15 protein-coding genes and 2 pseudogenes are annotated in these 15,857 nt (G+C 62.6%); 7 read left to right on the forward strand and 10 right to left on the reverse strand.

Annotated elements, in window-relative coordinates; translation table 11 throughout:
- A pseudogene (locus ENZ75_RS04030) lies at window positions 1–834 on the forward strand (sigma-70 family RNA polymerase sigma factor); the annotation flags it as partial.
- 118 nt (window positions 835–952) lie between these two features.
- Here the strand turns inward: ENZ75_RS04030 and ENZ75_RS04035 are convergent.
- Window positions 953–1,522, reverse strand: a complete 570-nt coding sequence (locus ENZ75_RS04035; RefSeq protein ID WP_063168675.1) for a TetR/AcrR family transcriptional regulator — start codon at window positions 1,520–1,522, stop codon at window positions 953–955.
- A gap of 103 nt (window positions 1,523–1,625) precedes the next feature.
- Between ENZ75_RS04035 and ENZ75_RS04040 the strand changes: the two genes are divergently transcribed.
- Together ENZ75_RS04040 and ENZ75_RS04045 are read left to right on the forward strand one after the other, a co-directional pair.
- Window positions 1,626–2,441 (forward strand): oxidoreductase, encoded by an 816-nt coding sequence (locus ENZ75_RS04040; protein ID WP_063168674.1) that lies wholly within the window; start codon window positions 1,626–1,628, stop codon window positions 2,439–2,441.
- A gap of 65 nt (window positions 2,442–2,506) precedes the next feature.
- Window positions 2,507–3,508 carry an NADP-dependent oxidoreductase gene (locus tag ENZ75_RS04045; protein WP_063168673.1) on the forward strand — a complete coding sequence of 334 codons (1,002 nt, stop codon included), beginning with the start codon at window positions 2,507–2,509 and terminating at the stop codon, window positions 3,506–3,508.
- Window positions 3,509–3,528: 20 nt separating this feature from the next.
- Here ENZ75_RS04045 and ENZ75_RS04050 read toward each other — a convergent pair whose 3' ends face one another.
- The 3 genes from ENZ75_RS04050 to ENZ75_RS04060 all read right to left on the reverse strand — a co-directional run bounded on the left by ENZ75_RS04050 (window position 3,529) and on the right by ENZ75_RS04060 (window position 5,791).
- A complete protein-coding gene (locus ENZ75_RS04050) occupies window positions 3,529–4,002 on the reverse strand; it encodes a VOC family protein (protein WP_027160885.1) in 474 nt (157 codons plus the stop codon).
- 43 nt (window positions 4,003–4,045) lie between these two features.
- Window positions 4,046–5,194, reverse strand: a complete 1,149-nt coding sequence (locus tag ENZ75_RS04055; protein ID WP_013530516.1) for an amidohydrolase — start codon at window positions 5,192–5,194, stop codon at window positions 4,046–4,048.
- A gap of 153 nt (window positions 5,195–5,347) precedes the next feature.
- Window positions 5,348–5,791 carry an SRPBCC family protein gene (locus tag ENZ75_RS04060; protein ID WP_013530517.1) on the reverse strand — a complete coding sequence of 148 codons (444 nt, stop codon included), beginning with the start codon at window positions 5,789–5,791 and terminating at the stop codon, window positions 5,348–5,350.
- Window positions 5,792–6,226: 435 nt separating this feature from the next.
- Here ENZ75_RS04060 and ENZ75_RS04065 point away from each other — a divergent pair, with 435 nt between their 5' ends.
- Window positions 6,227–6,370 (forward strand): hypothetical protein, encoded by a 144-nt coding sequence (locus ENZ75_RS04065; protein ID WP_013530518.1) that lies wholly within the window; start codon window positions 6,227–6,229, stop codon window positions 6,368–6,370.
- Between the two features lie 97 nt (window positions 6,371–6,467).
- On the opposite strand, the gene ENZ75_RS04070 is transcribed toward ENZ75_RS04065, so the two are convergent.
- On the reverse strand, window positions 6,468–7,160 hold the full coding sequence (locus ENZ75_RS04070) for a DUF2270 domain-containing protein (RefSeq protein ID WP_063168672.1): 693 nt from the start codon (window positions 7,158–7,160) through the stop codon (window positions 6,468–6,470).
- A 476-nt stretch (window positions 7,161–7,636) separates the two neighbouring features.
- On the opposite strand from ENZ75_RS04070, the gene ENZ75_RS04075 reads away from it, so the two are divergent.
- From ENZ75_RS04075 to ENZ75_RS04085, 3 genes are all read left to right on the forward strand, one after another.
- Entirely contained in the window at window positions 7,637–8,158 is a 522-nt protein-coding gene (locus ENZ75_RS04075) for an Hsp20/alpha crystallin family protein (protein WP_013530520.1), read from the forward strand.
- Window positions 8,159–8,284: 126 nt separating this feature from the next.
- On the forward strand, window positions 8,285–9,019 hold the full coding sequence (locus ENZ75_RS04080) for a gamma-glutamylcyclotransferase (RefSeq protein ID WP_013530521.1): 735 nt from the start codon (window positions 8,285–8,287) through the stop codon (window positions 9,017–9,019).
- A gap of 196 nt (window positions 9,020–9,215) precedes the next feature.
- Complete coding sequence (locus ENZ75_RS04085) at window positions 9,216–10,367, forward strand: acyltransferase (protein ID WP_063168671.1); 1,152 nt, start codon at window positions 9,216–9,218, stop codon at window positions 10,365–10,367.
- Here ENZ75_RS04085 and ENZ75_RS04090 read toward each other — a convergent pair.
- From ENZ75_RS04090 to ENZ75_RS34955, 5 genes and pseudogenes are all read right to left on the reverse strand, one after another.
- Entirely contained in the window at window positions 10,354–12,333 is a 1,980-nt protein-coding gene (locus ENZ75_RS04090; protein WP_063168670.1) for a glycoside hydrolase family 127 protein, read from the reverse strand. The genes ENZ75_RS04085 and ENZ75_RS04090 overlap by 14 nt on opposite strands.
- A gap of 14 nt (window positions 12,334–12,347) precedes the next feature.
- The gene (locus ENZ75_RS04095; protein WP_013530524.1) at window positions 12,348–13,205 is read right to left on the reverse strand and encodes a carbohydrate ABC transporter permease; all 858 of its coding nucleotides are present in this window, start codon (window positions 13,203–13,205) and stop codon (window positions 12,348–12,350) included.
- Entirely contained in the window at window positions 13,205–14,128 is a 924-nt protein-coding gene (locus ENZ75_RS04100) for a sugar ABC transporter permease (RefSeq protein ID WP_063168669.1), read from the reverse strand. The genes ENZ75_RS04095 and ENZ75_RS04100 overlap by 1 nt, the downstream gene beginning before the upstream one ends.
- Before the next feature lie 274 nt (window positions 14,129–14,402).
- Entirely contained in the window at window positions 14,403–15,650 is a 1,248-nt protein-coding gene (locus tag ENZ75_RS04105) for a sugar ABC transporter substrate-binding protein (RefSeq protein ID WP_013530526.1), read from the reverse strand.
- Between the two features lie 63 nt (window positions 15,651–15,713).
- A pseudogene (locus tag ENZ75_RS34955) lies at window positions 15,714–15,857 on the reverse strand (LacI family DNA-binding transcriptional regulator); the annotation flags it as partial.

Here is a 15,857-nt window from a genome sequence, read left to right on the forward strand (position 1 = left end):
TGGGCTCGGTCATCGACGGGGGAGGATGTCGTGCAGGACACGTTTGCGCGAGCCTTCGTTGCGCTGAATGAGCTGGGCGAGGTGCCGCAGCTCAGGCCCTGGCTGTTCCGCGTCGCCCACAACCGTGCGCTTGACCTGCTGCGCAGCCGCGCGATCCGCGCGGCGGAGCCTATCGAGGCGGCGCTTGAAATTGCCGACGACACCAAAGCCGACCCGGTGGAGATGCTGATGCGCAGGCAAGCTATACAGACCGCAGTGTCGCGCTTCGCGGAGCTTCCGCTGCTCCAGCGCAGCGTCGTCATCCTCAGAGATGTGCTCGACGAGCCGCTGGCCGAGATCGCTGCTTTGCTCGGCATCACCGTCGATGCGGTGAAAGGGCACTTGGCGCGCGGCCGCGCCCGGCTTAGGGAAGTCAGTGCGCAGGCCAGTTCGGCTCCCGATGCGCGTATCGCGTCGGCCGCCGTGGTCCGTTATGCGACCCTGTTCAACCAGCGGGATTGGGACGGCTTGCGCGCCCTGCTTGCCGACGACGTCAGGCTTCATCAGTCCCTGCATGCGACGCGCTCGGGTGCGGCGGATGTCGGCATGTTCTTCACGATCTACGCCAAAAGCGACCGCGTGTGGCTGACGCCGGCCTGGCTCGACGGCCGCGAGGTGATCGCTGTGTTCGAAAGCCATGCCGACCAGAAACCGCATCATTTCATGTGGCTGGAGTGGCGAGAAGGTCAGATCAGCTTCATCCGCGACTATCGCTATGTCAGCTATGTTACCGACGATGCCGAGCTGGTGCTGGCCAAGGACGCCAGGTCCTTCGGTCGCGGCACCGGGCACTGAAGAGCGGGCGCGCATCTGACCATCATACGGGCGGTGCTGTTCCTGCCCAAGGGGCCGATGCGGGGCTGGGCGTCGCACCGCCTGAGGATGTCTTTGACGTGCCCACGCGTGACATCCCCTAACTCTGCTCGATCAGCGCGCGCGCCGCAGCTTTCCCTGCCGCAAGGATACGATCCGACAATTCCGTTCCCTCCACGGCACGGGCCAGTTGAAGCGTGCCAATGAGGGTCGCAAAGATAGCGAACGCAACGCCCTCCGGATCAGGAGTTTGCGGCGGCAGCTCTACCGACACCTGGCGCACCTGGGTCAGCAAACGCTCGGTATAAAGCTGACGCGTTTCGGGTGGCTCGCGGGCGATTTCCGCCAGCAAGGCGGCAGAGGCGCAGCCCTTCCCGGGATTATCCCGATGCGCCGCAGACAGATATGTGTCTATGGCCATTGCCAAGCCGCCGGAGGCCAATGCTTGCCGTATCTCGTCGGATTGATCCTCGAGAGCTGCAGCGACCGTTTCACGGACAAGCGCCGCCTTTGATTGAAAGTGGGGATAGAAAGCCCCGTTCGTCAGCCCGGCGTCGCCCATGATGGTTGCCAGTCCGGACGCCGCTATGCCGTTTTTCCGAAAGCGTTCCGCGGCGACCTCCAGGATCCGGCCGCGCGAGGCGTCCTTCCTGCCCTTTTCGTAGCGCATGGCTGCTATTCCTTTCTGCTATTGCATTATGATCATAATCTGATATTACGACTGTAATTTAACAGATGCAAAAAAGCTAGCCCCCATGAGTTTGGAGCACGAAATGAAAACGAATGCCGGAAAAACCGCTGTTGTGACCGGAGCCTCTTCGGGCATCGGCCGCGCCAGTGCCGAAGCCCTTGCGCGGGCCGGGTTCACCGTCTTCGGAACCAGCCGGCGCAAGGCCGGCAACGATCCGGACGGGGTGATCATGCTGATCTGCGACGTGACCGACAGTGAGGCCGTTGCCGCACTCGTTTCGACGGTGCTCTCGCAGACCGGCCGGATCGACCTCTTGGTCAACAATGCCGGGGTCGGCCAGCTTGGAGGCGCCGAGGAATTCTCGATTGCCCAGGTGCAGGCTCTGTTCGACGTCAATCTGTTCGGCGTCATCCGCATGACCAATGCGGTGCTGCCGTCGATGCGGCAGCGTGGCGAGGGGCGCATCATCAATATCGGCTCTGTGCTGGGACTGGTGCCCGCGCCGTATTCAGCGCATTATTCGGCGGTCAAGCACGCGCTCGAGGGCTATTCGGAATCGCTCGACCACGAGGTTCGCGCCTTCAACATCCGCGTTTCGGTCATCGAGCCGGCATTCGTTCGTACTGTCTTCGACCAGAACGGGATCCAGCCGGATTCGCCGTTGCAGGAATACGATCAGGCCCGCGCTACGCTGGAAGCGCTGCTTCGCGACGTGATGCCTGTCGCCGACCGGCCGGAAATGGTGGCGCAAGTGGTCGTCAAGGCAGCGACCGATGCCCGTCCGCAACGGCGCTACACCGCCGGCAAGGCTGCGCGCCAGGTCAGCCTGCTGCGTCGCTTTGCTCCCGCGGGGATATTCGACAAGAGCCTGCGGAAACAATTCCGCCTGCCCGTTTGAACACAGCGAGCAGAGGATTTCACGCACATGCGACACACCAAAATCACTCTCAGAAAGTCACTGCCATGAAGGCATTCGTCGTCGACAAGTACAGCAAGAACGGCACTCTGCGGCTAGCCGAAATGCCGGAGCCGAAACTCGGGGACAGCGATGTCCTGGTCGAGGTCCACGCCGCGGCGGTGAACCTGCTCGATTCCAAGGTCAAAACCGGAGAGTTCAAGCTGATCCTGCCCTATCGCTGGCCCTTCATCCTGGGTCACGACGTGGCCGGGAGGGTTGTGCGCGTGGGATCGAAAGTCCGCAAATTCGACCTGGGCGACGACGTCTATGCGCGGCCGCGCGATGGCCGGATCGGGACGTTCGCCGAGTTCATAGCCATGGATGAAGCCGACGTGGCCCTGAAACCCGGGAACCTCAGCATGGAGGAGGCGGCCTCGATCCCGCTGGTCGGCCTGACCGCCTGGCAGGCGCTCGTCGAAAGGGCCAAGCTGAAGAAGGGACAGAAGGTCTTCATTCAAGCCGGTTCCGGCGGCGTGGGGACATTCGCCATCCAACTGGCAAAGCATCTCGGCGCGACCATTGCGACCACCGCCAGCGCGGCGAGTGCCGGTCTGGTCAAGGGGCTCGGCGCCGATATCGTCGTCGACTACAGGAAAGACGATTTCGAGAAAGTCCTTTCGGGCTACGACGTCGTCTTGAACAGCCAGGACGCCAAGACACTTGAAAAATCACTGAATGTGCTGAAACCGGGTGGCAAGCTCATCTCCATCTCCGGCCCACCGGATCCGGAATTTGCCAGGGAAAAGGGACTGAACGTGGTGCTGAGGCTGGTGCTTCGCCTGCTGAGCCGCGGTATTCGAGCGAAAGCCAAGCGCCGTGGCGTGACGTTCTCGTTCCTTTTCATGTGGGCGCAGGGCGAGCAGCTGAGCAAGATCGCATCGCTCATCGAATCCGGCGCGATCCGCCCGGTCGTCGACCGGATATTTCCCTTCGAGGCGACCAATGAGGCGCTGGCCTATGTCGAAACAGGACGCGCCAAGGGCAAGGTCGTCATCAAGGTCAGATAGCAACTCAGCCCCGATCGAGGTCAGCCGCGCCGGGCTGCGTCGATCGCCGCGACGTCGATCTTTGTCATCTCCATCATCGCATCAAAGGCGCGTTTGGCTTCCTCGCCGCCGGCCGCCATGGCCTCGGTCAGCGTGCGCGGCGTGATTTGCCAAGACACGCCCCATTTGTCCTTGCACCAGCCGCACACGCTCTCCTGGCCGCCATTGCCGACGATGGCATTCCAGTAGCGGTCGGTTTCCTGCTGATCGTCGGTGGCGATCTGGAACGAGAAGGCCTCGTTCTGCTTGAATGTGGAGCCGCCGTTCAATCCGATGCAGGGAATGCCGGCGACGGTAAATTCGACCGTCAACACGTCGCCTTTCTTGCCGGACGGAAAATCGCTCGGCGCACGGTGAACGGCGCCCACGCTGGTGTCGGGAAAGGTCTCTGCGTAGAAGCGCGCCGCAGCCTCGGCGTCCTTGTCGAACCAAAGGCAAATCGTGTTCTTCGGTATCTTTGGCATTGCATGTTCCTTTCGGCGTTGGAGTTGGCGGAGGTCAACCCAGGAGATTGCGTGCCGTGCGCATGAAGATCCTCGACCCGATCGGGATCAGGTCGTCGGGAAAGTCATAGTCGGGATTGTGCAAGGCGGGGTGCCGCTCGCCCGCACCGAGGAAGAACATCGCCGACTTGGCACTATGGCCGAACAGGCCGAAATCTTCCGAGGCGCGCATCGGCAGGGCCTCTTCGCCGTGCGATACGCCCTCTTCATCGAGCGCGCGCCGCAGATGCTCCACCGCGTCCGGCGCGTTGACGCTGGCGACGAAGATCTCGTGATAGTCCCAGCGGGCGGTAAGGCGATGCTCGCCGGCGATCCTGGCGACCAGTGCTTCGGCAGCAGCACAAAGGTTCGCCATGCGCTCGTCACGCCGGGTGCGCAGCGTTGCCCAGACCTGCGCATGAGCCGGCGCGATGCCGAACACGGCCTCGCCCATCGCGGCATGGGTGACGGTCAGCATGGAGAAGTCGTCGTCGGCGAAGGTTCCGCGCCCGAGCGCCGGCAGCGCCGGCATCAGCTCACTGATCGCCAGCATCGGCGAGGTGCCGGTCTCCGGCATGGATGAATGGGCGGTCTTGCCCTCCAGCACGATGCGCATGCCGCGTGACGCACAGTTGACCACGCCGGGCTTGAGCCGCACCTCGCCGAACGGCACGCCAGGCAGGTTGTGCAGCGAGAAAGCGAAATCCGGCGCGATCTCGCCGAAGCGGGGATCGGCAACGACGCCGGCTGCGCCATTGCCGGTTTCCTCCGCCGGCTGGAACATCAGCACGACGCGGCCGCTTGCAGGCCGCTCGCGCCCCAACTGCCGGCCGAGGGATGCCAGGATGGCGGTGTGTCCGTCATGGCCGCACATATGCGACTTGCCCGGCACGCGCGACGCATGCGGCACGCCTGAAAGTTCTTCGATAGGCAAGGCATCGAGTTCCGAACGGAACAGCACCGTCGGCCCTGCTTTGCCGCTGTCATATGTGACCGCGACGCCGTGCCCGCCGAGCTGTGTCAGCACCTTGTCCGGCCCCGTATCGGCGAGGAAGGCGACGACCTCCTTTGCCGTCTTCTCCTCTTCATTCGAGATTTCCGGATACTGGTGCAGCTGGCGCCGCCACGCCGTCAACTCGACGATGTCTCGGTTGGTCAGAGTCATGCTTTTTCAACCTCCGCTGCATTCTTCATCGACACGTCCAGGCACAGGGGTGCCGCAATGATGAATTGCTAGCGACAAAGGGCAGTTCCCGCCACAGTCCAAGTTTCAGGCTTCGGCAGGCCAGAAACGGCCGTTCTCCCGGCCATCCGCAGCCTATTGATTGATCTCGGGCTCGACGAGCTTTGCCAGATTTCTGAGCGATTCCTGCCAGCCGAGATAGCAGGCCTCGACCGGAATGACGTCCGGAATGCCGGCCTGGGTAATGTCGATTTCAGTGCCGACCGACACTTTTTTCAAGACCACGGTCACCCGTATCTCGCCGGGCAGGTTGGGATCGTCGAACCTGTCGGTGTAGAGCAGGCGCTCGCCCGGAACGAGTTCAAGGTATTCGCCGCCGAAGGCGTGGCTGTCGCCGGTGGTGAAATTGCGGAACGACATCTTGAACGTGCCTCCGACCTTTGCCTCGAAATTATGGACCGTGCAGGTGAAGCCGTTTGGCGGAAGCCACTTGGCCAGCGCGTCCGCTTCAACGAAGGCGCGATAGACCTTTTCAGGGCTGGTCGTCAGAACGCGGTGCAAACGTACGGTGCCGGGCATTGCTGGATCCTTTCATGAATGCCTGTTCGATACCCCAAGGACGGACGAAGCCTAGCCAGTCCGACATTGGTTTGCGAATTTTTTGACGGGAGGCGGCCTGCCTACGCCGCGGACATGCGTTCGACCCCGAGCTATCAACACGAAGCTCGGGCGAGACGGCGGATGAACTGCACCGGCTTCGGAGCTGGCGCTCACCTGCTAAATCGAGTTCCTGAGCCATCTTGTTGTTCGGGCGTGTTTTTGTCGATTGCCGCGAACGGCCGCGCGTCCCCGTCGATGCTTCGAACGCCGCCAAATAGGGCAGCGCGTCTTTGCCGTCCATGTGCCGATCATTAGAATTTGCATCTGATCAGAGTTGATTTCCTATCAAGCCGTTAATGCGGTCATGCTGTTAATCAGCATTTGCTAATGAGTCTTTCGAACCTGAGGCAAGCAATGACCAAGAATCTCGGCAATGCACGTCATACGCCGGCGAAGGACCCGCAGGTCTCCCTTCTGGGCAAAGCCGCGCCGGCGCTGTTTCCGCTGGTCGTGGCGGCACTGGGTTACATGGTTGGCAAGCAGTTCTTCGGCATCTAGGCGCGAAGTTCCGTTCCCTCAAACGTCTCGGCGGACCGACCATCTCAGCGCGCGGGCCGCCGTTTGCGTTGCAGCGGCGTGTTGCCGGGCATCAACGTCAAACATGCACGTCGCCAAAGGACAGTTCGCCGTCGTTATCGGCCGTGAAAAAGACGATGGCAAGCAACCCGACATAGAATGCGGCCACGACAACCACGATCGCCACACCGGGAACGGGGCCAAGGGCGGCGCTGTCTACGGCTTCGCGAAGCGAACCGGCAAAGCCGGTCCTGACGCCCACGGTTTGAAGGCTGGGGGTGGATATCTTGAGCACCCAGGCCAGCAAGAGGATCAGGAACAGGTAGATGTAATTTCGCCGCAGCCGACGGGCCAGCGCGACGCGCTGCGACAGCAGGAACTTCGGCGCGCGTAGGCCTTCCCCGACGATGAGCAGCCAGTCCGAGGCAAAGTCGGGCTGTGGGGAAAAGATCTGCGCGAAATAGTGGCGCTCGAACTGGCGTACGCGCGCCCGATAGAAATCGAAGAACCGATAGCGGCGCGCCTCGATCCATAGCAGCAGCAGGATCAGCAGCATGGCGAAAAGCAGCACGCCGTGATGCGCACTGGCCGTCGACAGCGATACCGAAAGCAGCGCCGCCACCACCGTGATTGCCCAGTTGGTTGTCCTGTCCAGCCGGTCGCGCCATCCCGCCATGCGAGCGATCTCGGCGCGGTGAAAATGCGACAGCGTGTTGACGCGCTCCGCCGATGAAAGGACGGGGCCAGCGGGCTTTGCCGACGCGTCGTTCATGGCATCCTCCGGCAAGGAACAGAACGGCCTGCCAGCGGCATTGTTCCCTGTCCTCGAGACCGCCGATCCAGCCGACCAGCCGCGCGTTGAGGCCGAGGCGGCTCCGGTCCAGCAGACACCAAGCTGGCGGTTGACCACTGTTTCGCGAAGTGCCGATCGAAGGGCACGACTGATGTGGACAGCACCGGTGACGCAGGCACCTGCATGCACCAATCACATTACATTACGAGGTCTTGACCCACCCGCGACGGAGTCCAAAATCCTCCGCACCAGTGCCGACGAGGCGCCGGCTTCACGGGCGCCGCGCGGGTCAGGGGCGGTGGCCTTCGGGCAGGCTCAGGTGCGCGAGCCCCCGCCACTGATCCAGGCGTTTCCAACGGGACCGGAGCGCCAATGGCGCAGACGCGCATCGTCCGAGCATGGCAACCAGAGCATGCAAACGAACGATAGACAGGATCAAGAAAGGAGCAAATGCAATGACCATTCGTGATCTGATGCCATGGGGTCGCGATCCAAACCAGGTTCAGACCCTCTCAGGCGACCGCGATCAGGACCCATTCATGAGCCTGCATCGCGAGATGAACCGCCTTGTTGACGACATGTTCCGCGGTTTCGGTTCACGTCTTCCATCCTTGGGCAGGCTCTCTTCAGCGGGCGGTGGCTGGCCTAGCGTGGAAATCTCGGAAACGGACAAGGAAATCCGCGTGACCGCCGAGATACCCGGCATGGAGGAAAAGGACATCGAGGTGTTGCTCGATGACGGCGTCCTGACGTTGCGCGGTGAAAAACACGCCGAAACCGACGACAAGGAACGTCAGTTCTCCGAGCGATTCTACGGCCGCTTCGAACGTCGCATTCCGATCGGCTTCGAAGTCGAAGAAGACAAGGTCGCTGCCGATTTCCGCAACGGCGTGCTGTTCGTCACCTTGCCGAAATCCGAGAAGGCACAGAACAAGATGAGGCGCATCCCCATCGGCGGCAAGAGCACCAAGCACTAGAATGATTGGATGCCGGGCGGGAGGGTCACCCGCCCGGCATCGGCCGTTGAATTTTGCGCCGGTCACATGGACCCTTGAGAATCCCTCTGCCTTCGGCAACATGACGGCGACGGTAGAGGGTATGAAATGAACCAGCCGATTTCTGCCATATCGCCGCGCAAGTCCGTGCCGCGCAACACGCCGATGGCGCTGACCGAGGCGTTGGTCGCGCGCACTATGCGTGCTGTCGAGGATGCCGGGCCGACGCCGGGCATGGTTCACATGACCGATGCCGACTATGCGCGTATCCGCGACGAGGTGCTGGCCGGCGCTCCGGCCGGGCCGCTGAAACTATTTGCCTATGGCTCGCTGCTGTGGAAGCCCGCCGGCGAGGTGAGGGGCGGAGAACGCGCGGTGGCCAGCGGCTGGCATCGTTCGTTCTGCTTCACGGTGCAGCGTTTTCGCGGCACGGTCGAGCAGCCCGGCTTGATGATGGCGCTCGATCGCGGCGGCCAGTGCCAGGGCATGGTGTTCGAGATCGCGGAACCGGTGGCGGCCAACCTCGAAGCGCTGCTGCGCCGCGAAATGACCATCCTGCCCGCCGTCAACGTGCCGCGCTGGCTGCAGGTCAGGACCGAAGGCGGCCCATGTCGCGCGATTGGTTTCGTCGTCGATCCCGCCAATCCGCGTTATGCCGGCAAGCTCGACAAGCAGGCGATCGCGGCGACGCTGGTGACAGCCGTCGGTCATTGGGGCTCGGGCGCGCAATATCTATTCGAGACGATCCGCCACCTCGAAGCCTGCGGCATCCGCGACCGCAATCTGTGGCGGCTGCAGGAACTGGTGGCGGAAGAGATCGGGCTGACCGTCGCCCAGAAGTGATCCGCCCAGAAGTGATCCGCTCAGACGCGGCACGCTTCAGTCGTGTTTGGCTCCGGATGCTTGCAGGCCACAGCACCTTGCGAAGCAAATCTCTGATTTCGTAAGTCTCCGCAGTGAAGGTTTAATGAATTGAAAACAGTTCTGGGCCAACGATGACCTGAACACCGGCGCAGGACACGGTGCGCGTGGACCAATCATGAAATCCTCGACCGGAGAGCACTACCCAGCGCTGGATCATGTTCGTGGCCTGGCGGCCTTTCTTGTCTTTACCTGGCATTTCCTTCATGCTTCTCCTGAAGGCCCCGTGCCTTATGATTTCGTGCCGGCTCTTCCTATCTTCAGCGTTCTGGATGAAGGGCATACTGGCGTTTCCCTGTTCATGGCGCTTTCCGGCTACCTGTTCGCCAAGCTGCTCGATGGAAAGCAGATCAACTATCTGCCCTTCTTTGCCAACAGGGCCCTCAGGCTGCTTCCGCTTCTCCTGGTCGTGCTATGCATCGAGGCCTGCCGCAGGTACGTGGCCGGCCAGTCCCTCGACGGGTATTTCACGGGCGTCGGATTGGGGTTTCTTTTTCCCACCCTCCCGAATGGCGGCTGGTCGATAACGATCGAAGCGCACTTCTACCTGTTGCTGCCGTTCTTGCTGATGGTATCCAGGCGGTTTGTGTTCGCGCCCTTGCTGTTCATCGCGGCAGCCATTGTGCTGAGGTCCGTCCTGTATGTGCAGATCGGCGAAGTGCAGTCGGCGGCGTCCGCAACCATCATAGGCCATGCGGATCAGTTCCTGGCCGGCATTCTTGCCTTTCACCTGCGTGCCCACGCGAAGAACCAACACTGGCTGGCGCTGGCCGTTCTCATGGCTTTTTCGGGGTTCTTCTGGTGGTTCGATGCAGCCGGCGGATTTTACCAACTGGGCCGCTATCCGTCGCCTCATTGGATATGGATCATCCTGCCGACCCTGGAGGCGGCAGCCTATTCATTCGGCATCGCCTACTACGACACGAGCTTTTCGAGAAAGCGAACAAGCCCGCCGTTCAGGGTACTGGAGAAGGCTGGGGCCTACAGCTATTCGATCTATCTTCTGCACCTGTTCTTCGTCATGCAATTGGCAGCGTTCATAGACACGAATGTCATGAGCATCAGCAATTTCTACGTCGCATGCCTCTGGTCCGCATTGTGCTTCGTGGCGACGATCCCGATCGGCTATCTCAGCTATACCTGCGTCGAGGCGCCATTCCTGCGCCTGCGTCTGCGCTATATGGACCAAAAGCCCGAAACCGCGGCATCGACCGCGGCTGAGCTTGGATCGGTCATCGCCGATACACCGACCTCGTTCAGCCGTCCCTGAGCCATACCAGCATCTCGCCGGGCTCGCGGTTGTCCCAGGCGAAATAGGGAATGGCGGTCAGTCGCGTCTCGGCGGTGGCCGGCGGCTCGGGCCTGTAGAGCCCGTCCTGCCAGCCGTCGGAGACATCGGCAAGTGCCGCGGTCGACAGCGTCACCACGCCGCCGAGAAGTTCCGGCCGGTGCTGCGCTTCGATGGTGGCCGTCCGCGGCAGCGTCAGGCGATGCGGCTGGCTGTCATTGTCTGATGCCTCGACGCAATAGATCAGCGGGCCGCGTGACAGCGCGACGCGGCCAGCATCCTGGCGCACCTGCGGGTTGGCATAAAGCCGCTCGATCGGCATTTCGAGATCGAGCCGGACATTGTCGCCCTTTTTCCATGTCCGCTTGATCGCGGCGTAGCCGTCGCTGGTGATATCCGCCAGCCTGATGGCTTCGCCGTTTATCTTCAACCCGGCACTGGCGCTCCAGGCGGGAATGCGCAGGTGCAAAGTGAACTCGACCGGCGCCCGCGGTTCGAGCATGATGTCGACGGCGCCGTCCCAGGGATAGCTGCTGACCTGCGTCAGGCTCACCGGGACGCCCGATATATCGAAGCGCCCGGTCGAGTCGCCATAGAGGTGGACGGCCAGCGCATCGTGGGCCAGGCTGTAGAAATAGCTGCCGATCGAGGCGACCATGCGCCCGATATTGGGCGGGCAGCACGGGCAGCGGTGCCACTTCCACCTGTTGTGCTTGCCCCGGCTTTCCAATGGATTCTCGTAGAAAAACAGCGAGCCGTCGAGCGACAGGCCCGAGATCGAACCGTTGTAGAGGGCGCGTTCCATCATGTCGGCGTAGCGCGCGTTCGGCCCCATGCCGAGCATGCGGCTGGCCCAGAACACCAAGCCGACCGCCGCACAGGTCTCGGCATAGGCGCTTTCGTTGGGCAGGTCGTAGTCGCTGGTGAAGCCCTCATTGTGCGCCGACGGCCCCAGTCCGCCAGTGATGTAGAGACTCTTGGTGGTGAGATCGTCCCACAGAAGGTCGAGTGCTGCTCGCAGCGTATCATCGCCATATTCGGTCGCGATATCGGCCATGCCGGAATAGAGGTACATCGCCCTGACAGCATGGCCGACGACCTTGTTCTGTTCTCGCACCGGGATATGCGACTGGCTGTATTCATAGGTCTTGAAATGATAGGCCTTCGGGTCGGCGCCGCGGGCGCGGGCCTCCTCGTCGAAATAATGCGGCTGCTGACCGCGCTGGTCGATGAAGTATCTGGCCAACTCCATATATTTCCGCTCGCCGGTCACCCGTGCCAGCTTGACCAGCGCCAGCTCGATCTCCTCGTGGCCGCAATAGCCCTTCTTCTTGCCGGGCTCCGGGCCGAGTACCGACGCGATGTGGTCGGCATAGCGGCACATGATATCGAGCAGCTTGCGTTTTCCCGTCGCCTGGTAGTAGGCGACCGCGCCCTCGATCAGATGGCCGGCGCAATAGAGCTCGTGGCAGTCGCGCAGATTGGTCCAGCGCTTGCCGGGCTGGATGCGTTGGTACCAGCTGGAGAGATAGCCGTCCTCCTGCTGCAGCCTGCCATACATGTCGATGACGGCGTCGATCTTCTTCTCCAGTTCGGGATTCTTGCGCCGGTACAGCGAATAGGCCGCGGTCTCGATCGTCTTGCCGAGATCGGAATCCCAGAACATCTGCGTGGTCACCGTCGATCCGGTGAATTCCGCGCCCTGGCGGTCGGCTTCGTCGGGAGAGGGCGAGTGGAAGGGGATGACTATGCCGGGCGAGGGACGGTCCGGATCGATCTGCTCCAGCATGCGGGCCTCCACGCAGCGCTCGTAAAGGATATCGGCGGTGCGGGCGGCGACAGCGTCGGCGCGATCGCCCCAGAAGCCGTGCACGTCGACCTGCGGCACCGGCAGCGGGCGGAAGGCGAGCTTCGGTTTCCCGGTTTTTGCGGATGGCGATGCGGTCATGAATTTACTCCATTCTATTTGACGGCCCCGGCCATCAGGCCGCGGATGTAGAAGCGCTGCAGCGCCAGGAACAGGATGAGGCACGGCACCATCATCACGGTGACGCCCGCCTGCACCGCGCCCCAGTCGATGGCGCCGAAGCGGCCCGACTGCAGTGCGGTCATCATCACTGGCAGCGTGAATTTGGATTGGTCGGTCATCAGCACGAGGGCGGCGAGGAATTCGTTCCAGGCGCCGAGGAAGGCAAACAGGGCGATGGTGACGACGCCCGGCCAGACCAGCGGCAGCATCACCTTCCAAAGCATGGTGAGATTGCCGGCGCCGTCCATGCGGGCGGCTTCCTCGATCTCGCGCGGCACTGCGTCGAAGGCGTTGCGCATCATGAAGATCGAAAACGGCAGTTGCAGCGTCACATAAACGCCGACCAGGCCGGTCAGCGTGTTGTGCAGGCCAAGCTTGGTCAGCACCAGGAAGATCGGCGTCAGGATCGACTGGAACGGGATCATGATCGTCGACAGGATGAGGATGAAGAACAGGTCCTTGAACGGAAACCGGAACCGCGAAAAGCCATAGCCGGCCAGCACGCTGACGGCGACCGACAGCACCACGGTCATCACCGAGACATAGATGCTGTTTTGGGCCGAGACCCAGAGCCCGTCGCCGAAGCTGTTGAGCGTGGCGTAGTTCTCCAGCGAGAAGCCTGATGTCGGCCAGGGCGGCAGCGGCGGCAGGCGCGCTTCGGCCGCTGGCTTGAACGCCGACAGCACCGCCCACACGATCGGCGCGGCAAACAGCACCGAGGCGACGATGCCGGTCGAATGCTCGCCGATGCGGCTCAAGAGCCGGCGGTTGCGGGAAGCGGCCTGCGCCATCAGTCGAGCCCCTCCGGCTTGCGCAGCAGCCACAGCTGGACGAGGCTGAGCGCCACCAGGATCACCAGCAGCACCATCGACAAAGCCGCGCCGTAGCCGAGCTTGAACGACACGAAGGACTGGTTGAAGATCCAGTAGACCGCCGTCAGCGTCTGGTTGCGTGGGCCGCCGCGCAGGATGATGTAGAACTGGTCGAAGGCGAGGATCGAGCCGGCGACCGACAGGATCAGGGCCAGCGCCAGCGTGCGGCGCATCAGCGGCAAAGTGATCGCCCTGAACCTGGCGAACGGATCGGCGCCGTCGATGACGGCCGCCTCCTGCAGATCCTGCGGGATCGATTGCAGGCCGGCCATCAGAATGATCATGGTGAAGCCGGCGACCTTCCAGACGACCATGGCGATGATCGACCAGAAGGCCGGCTGGAAGGTGGCCAAAAGGTTGAACTTCCTGTCGATCAGGCCAAGGTCGTAGGCGGCCGGGCTGAACAGGCCGGAATCGACGTTCAACAGCCATGACCAGAGCAGGCTGGCCGAGGCAAAGCCGACAACCGCCGGCATGAAGAACATCGTCCGGTAAAGATTGGTCAGCGGCCGCGGCCGCTCGACGAACAGCGCCAGCGGAAACGCCACCACGAAGATCGCGATGGTGACGATCACGGTGTAGTAGGCGGTGAAGCGCAGCGCGTTCCAGAACCGGGTGTCGCGCAGGATGGCGACATAGTTGCCGAGGCCGATAAAGCTGTGCTCGCCCATCAGGGGCCAGTTGTGCAGCGACATCCACGCCGTCATGCCGAGCGGGATCAGGAAAAAGACGACGACCAGCGCGACAGCCGGCGCGACATAGAGCAGGCCGATCCATTGGTGGCGGCTGGCGACCTTGCGGGCGCGGGGCGGGGCAGGGGTTGCTGCGGTGATGACGGTCATGGCTGCGCGCTCGATGCTATTGGGACATTGGCAAAGAACCCCCTCACCCGGATTGCCAACCCAATTGAAGAGAGCAATTCGGGGCAATCCGACCTCTCCCTGAGGGGAGAGGAGGTTGCCGGGGATGGTGCCAGCCTCTTCTCCCCAGCGGGGAGAAGGTGGCCGCGAAGCGGCCGGATGAGGGGGTCTTTTCTCAACGCGATAGCCCTGCCGTTGGCGATGCGGTATCCGGCCACCCGCCCAGGGAGACAGGCGGGCGGCCGGCAGGCGTCCGCTACTTCTGCGGCGCCTGGTCGATGATCGACTGCATCGTTTCCTGCGCATTGGCTATCGCGCCATCGACATCGTCGCCGAAGAAGACCTCGTTGATCATCTGCGTCCACGGGCCGTTGGCGGAGTTGATCAGGTCGTTGAACACCACCGAATAGGGCGTCTTGCCCTTGGCCATGGCTTCGGCGGCGATCTGGTAGCGCGGATCGAGATCCTTCAACGCGTCCTTGGCGATGTCGCCGCGCACCGGCAGGCTTCCGTATTTGGCAAGGATGGTCTGGCCCTCGAGCGAATAGGCGAAGTCGAGGAACTCCTTCACCACGGGCAGTTTCGTGGTGCCCTTGGTGACGACGAAATTGTCGCCGCCCGCAAAGGACGACCAGCCGCTGTCCTTGCCCGGCAGGAAGGTGACGCCGTAATCGATGTCGGGATACTGGGTGTTGAGCGCGCCGATGGCAAAGGCGCCGGACGGCGAGATGCCGATATTGCCGGCGGCGAAGGCGGCAAAGAAATTGGCGCCGGTGTCGGTCTGTGCGCCTGCCGGTACCAGATCCTTCTTGACCATCGAGCGGTAGAGATCGATGGCGCCGCGCAGCTGCGGGCTGTCCAGCGTCGCCTTCGAGCCGTCTTCGCTCAGGATGTCGCCACCAGACGCCCAGATCAGGGGCGTGAAGGTGAAGATGTTGCAGCCGCCGCAATTGCCGGAGAAGTAGAAGCCCTTGATGTTGCCGCCGAGCGCGTTGACCTTCTCGGCATCGGCCGCGATCTCGGCCCAGTTGGCCGGACCTTTTTCGGGATCGAGGCCGGCCTGCTTGAACAGCTTCTTGTTCCAGATCAGCACCGAGGCGTCGGCGGAGAAGGGCAGGCCGTAAATGTGGTCTTTGTAGGTGCCGGTCTTCACATGCGCCGGCGACAGGCTGGCAAAATAGGGCAGGGACTTTGCCCAGTCGGTGATGTCCTCCAATTGGCCGGCTGCGGCGAAGGAGGGCGTGTAGATCAGGTCGAGCGACAGCGCGTCGGGCGCTGTGCCGCCGGCGGCCGCGGCACCGTATTTGGGGATGATCTCGGCATTGGGGATGATATCGAGCTTGACCTGGTTGGTGTGCGCCTTGTTGTAGGCATCGACGATCCTCGGCATGAAATTCGAACCGTCGGCGCGCACCCATATGTTGGCCGTCTCGGCGGCGGCAGTGCCGAGACCGCCGCCCAGAACGGCAGCGGCCAGGGCCAGTTTGGCAATCAGGTTCCTCATGTTCTCCTCCTCCAAGGTTGGCCGCGGTCCGCGGCTTGGCGCCGATTGCGCGGCGCTTCGTTTTCAGCCACCCGGCGGATGGCCGCATGACTGCCGCACCACCAGCCGGCACGGCAGTTTTCGAATGCCGGGCGCGGCGGGCTTGCCGCCGACCAGCGAAAGCAGGGTCAACCCGGCCTCGCGCCCGAGCGCGACCAGGTTCATGTC

Source organism: Mesorhizobium sp. M7A.F.Ca.CA.002.04.1.1, assembly GCF_004022805.1.
Taxonomy (GTDB): domain Bacteria; phylum Pseudomonadota; class Alphaproteobacteria; order Rhizobiales; family Rhizobiaceae; genus Mesorhizobium; species Mesorhizobium ciceri.

Excerpts from the sequence above, each read along its gene's own strand:
- ENZ75_RS04035 (WP_063168675.1), bottom strand. The coding sequence starts at position 1,522 with ATGCGCTACGAAAAGGGCAGGAAGGACGCCTCGCGCGGCCGGATCCTG.
- ENZ75_RS04040 (WP_063168674.1), top strand. The coding sequence starts at position 1,626 with ATGAAAACGAATGCCGGAAAAACCGCTGTTGTGACCGGAGCCTCTTCG.
- ENZ75_RS04045 (WP_063168673.1), top strand. The coding sequence starts at position 2,507 with ATGAAGGCATTCGTCGTCGACAAGTACAGCAAGAACGGCACTCTGCGG.
- ENZ75_RS04055 (WP_013530516.1), bottom strand. The coding sequence starts at position 5,194 with ATGACTCTGACCAACCGAGACATCGTCGAGTTGACGGCGTGGCGGCGC.
- ENZ75_RS04060 (WP_013530517.1), bottom strand. The coding sequence starts at position 5,791 with ATGCCCGGCACCGTACGTTTGCACCGCGTTCTGACGACCAGCCCTGAA.
- ENZ75_RS04065 (WP_013530518.1), top strand. The coding sequence starts at position 6,227 with ATGACCAAGAATCTCGGCAATGCACGTCATACGCCGGCGAAGGACCCG.
- ENZ75_RS04070 (WP_063168672.1), bottom strand. The coding sequence starts at position 7,160 with ATGAACGACGCGTCGGCAAAGCCCGCTGGCCCCGTCCTTTCATCGGCG.
- ENZ75_RS04075 (WP_013530520.1), top strand. The coding sequence starts at position 7,637 with ATGACCATTCGTGATCTGATGCCATGGGGTCGCGATCCAAACCAGGTT.
- ENZ75_RS04080 (WP_013530521.1), top strand. The coding sequence starts at position 8,285 with ATGAACCAGCCGATTTCTGCCATATCGCCGCGCAAGTCCGTGCCGCGC.
- ENZ75_RS04085 (WP_063168671.1), top strand. The coding sequence starts at position 9,216 with ATGAAATCCTCGACCGGAGAGCACTACCCAGCGCTGGATCATGTTCGT.
- ENZ75_RS04090 (WP_063168670.1), bottom strand. The coding sequence starts at position 12,333 with ATGACCGCATCGCCATCCGCAAAAACCGGGAAACCGAAGCTCGCCTTC.
- ENZ75_RS04095 (WP_013530524.1), bottom strand. The coding sequence starts at position 13,205 with ATGGCGCAGGCCGCTTCCCGCAACCGCCGGCTCTTGAGCCGCATCGGC.
- ENZ75_RS04100 (WP_063168669.1), bottom strand. The coding sequence starts at position 14,128 with ATGACCGTCATCACCGCAGCAACCCCTGCCCCGCCCCGCGCCCGCAAG.
- ENZ75_RS04105 (WP_013530526.1), bottom strand. The coding sequence starts at position 15,650 with ATGAGGAACCTGATTGCCAAACTGGCCCTGGCCGCTGCCGTTCTGGGC.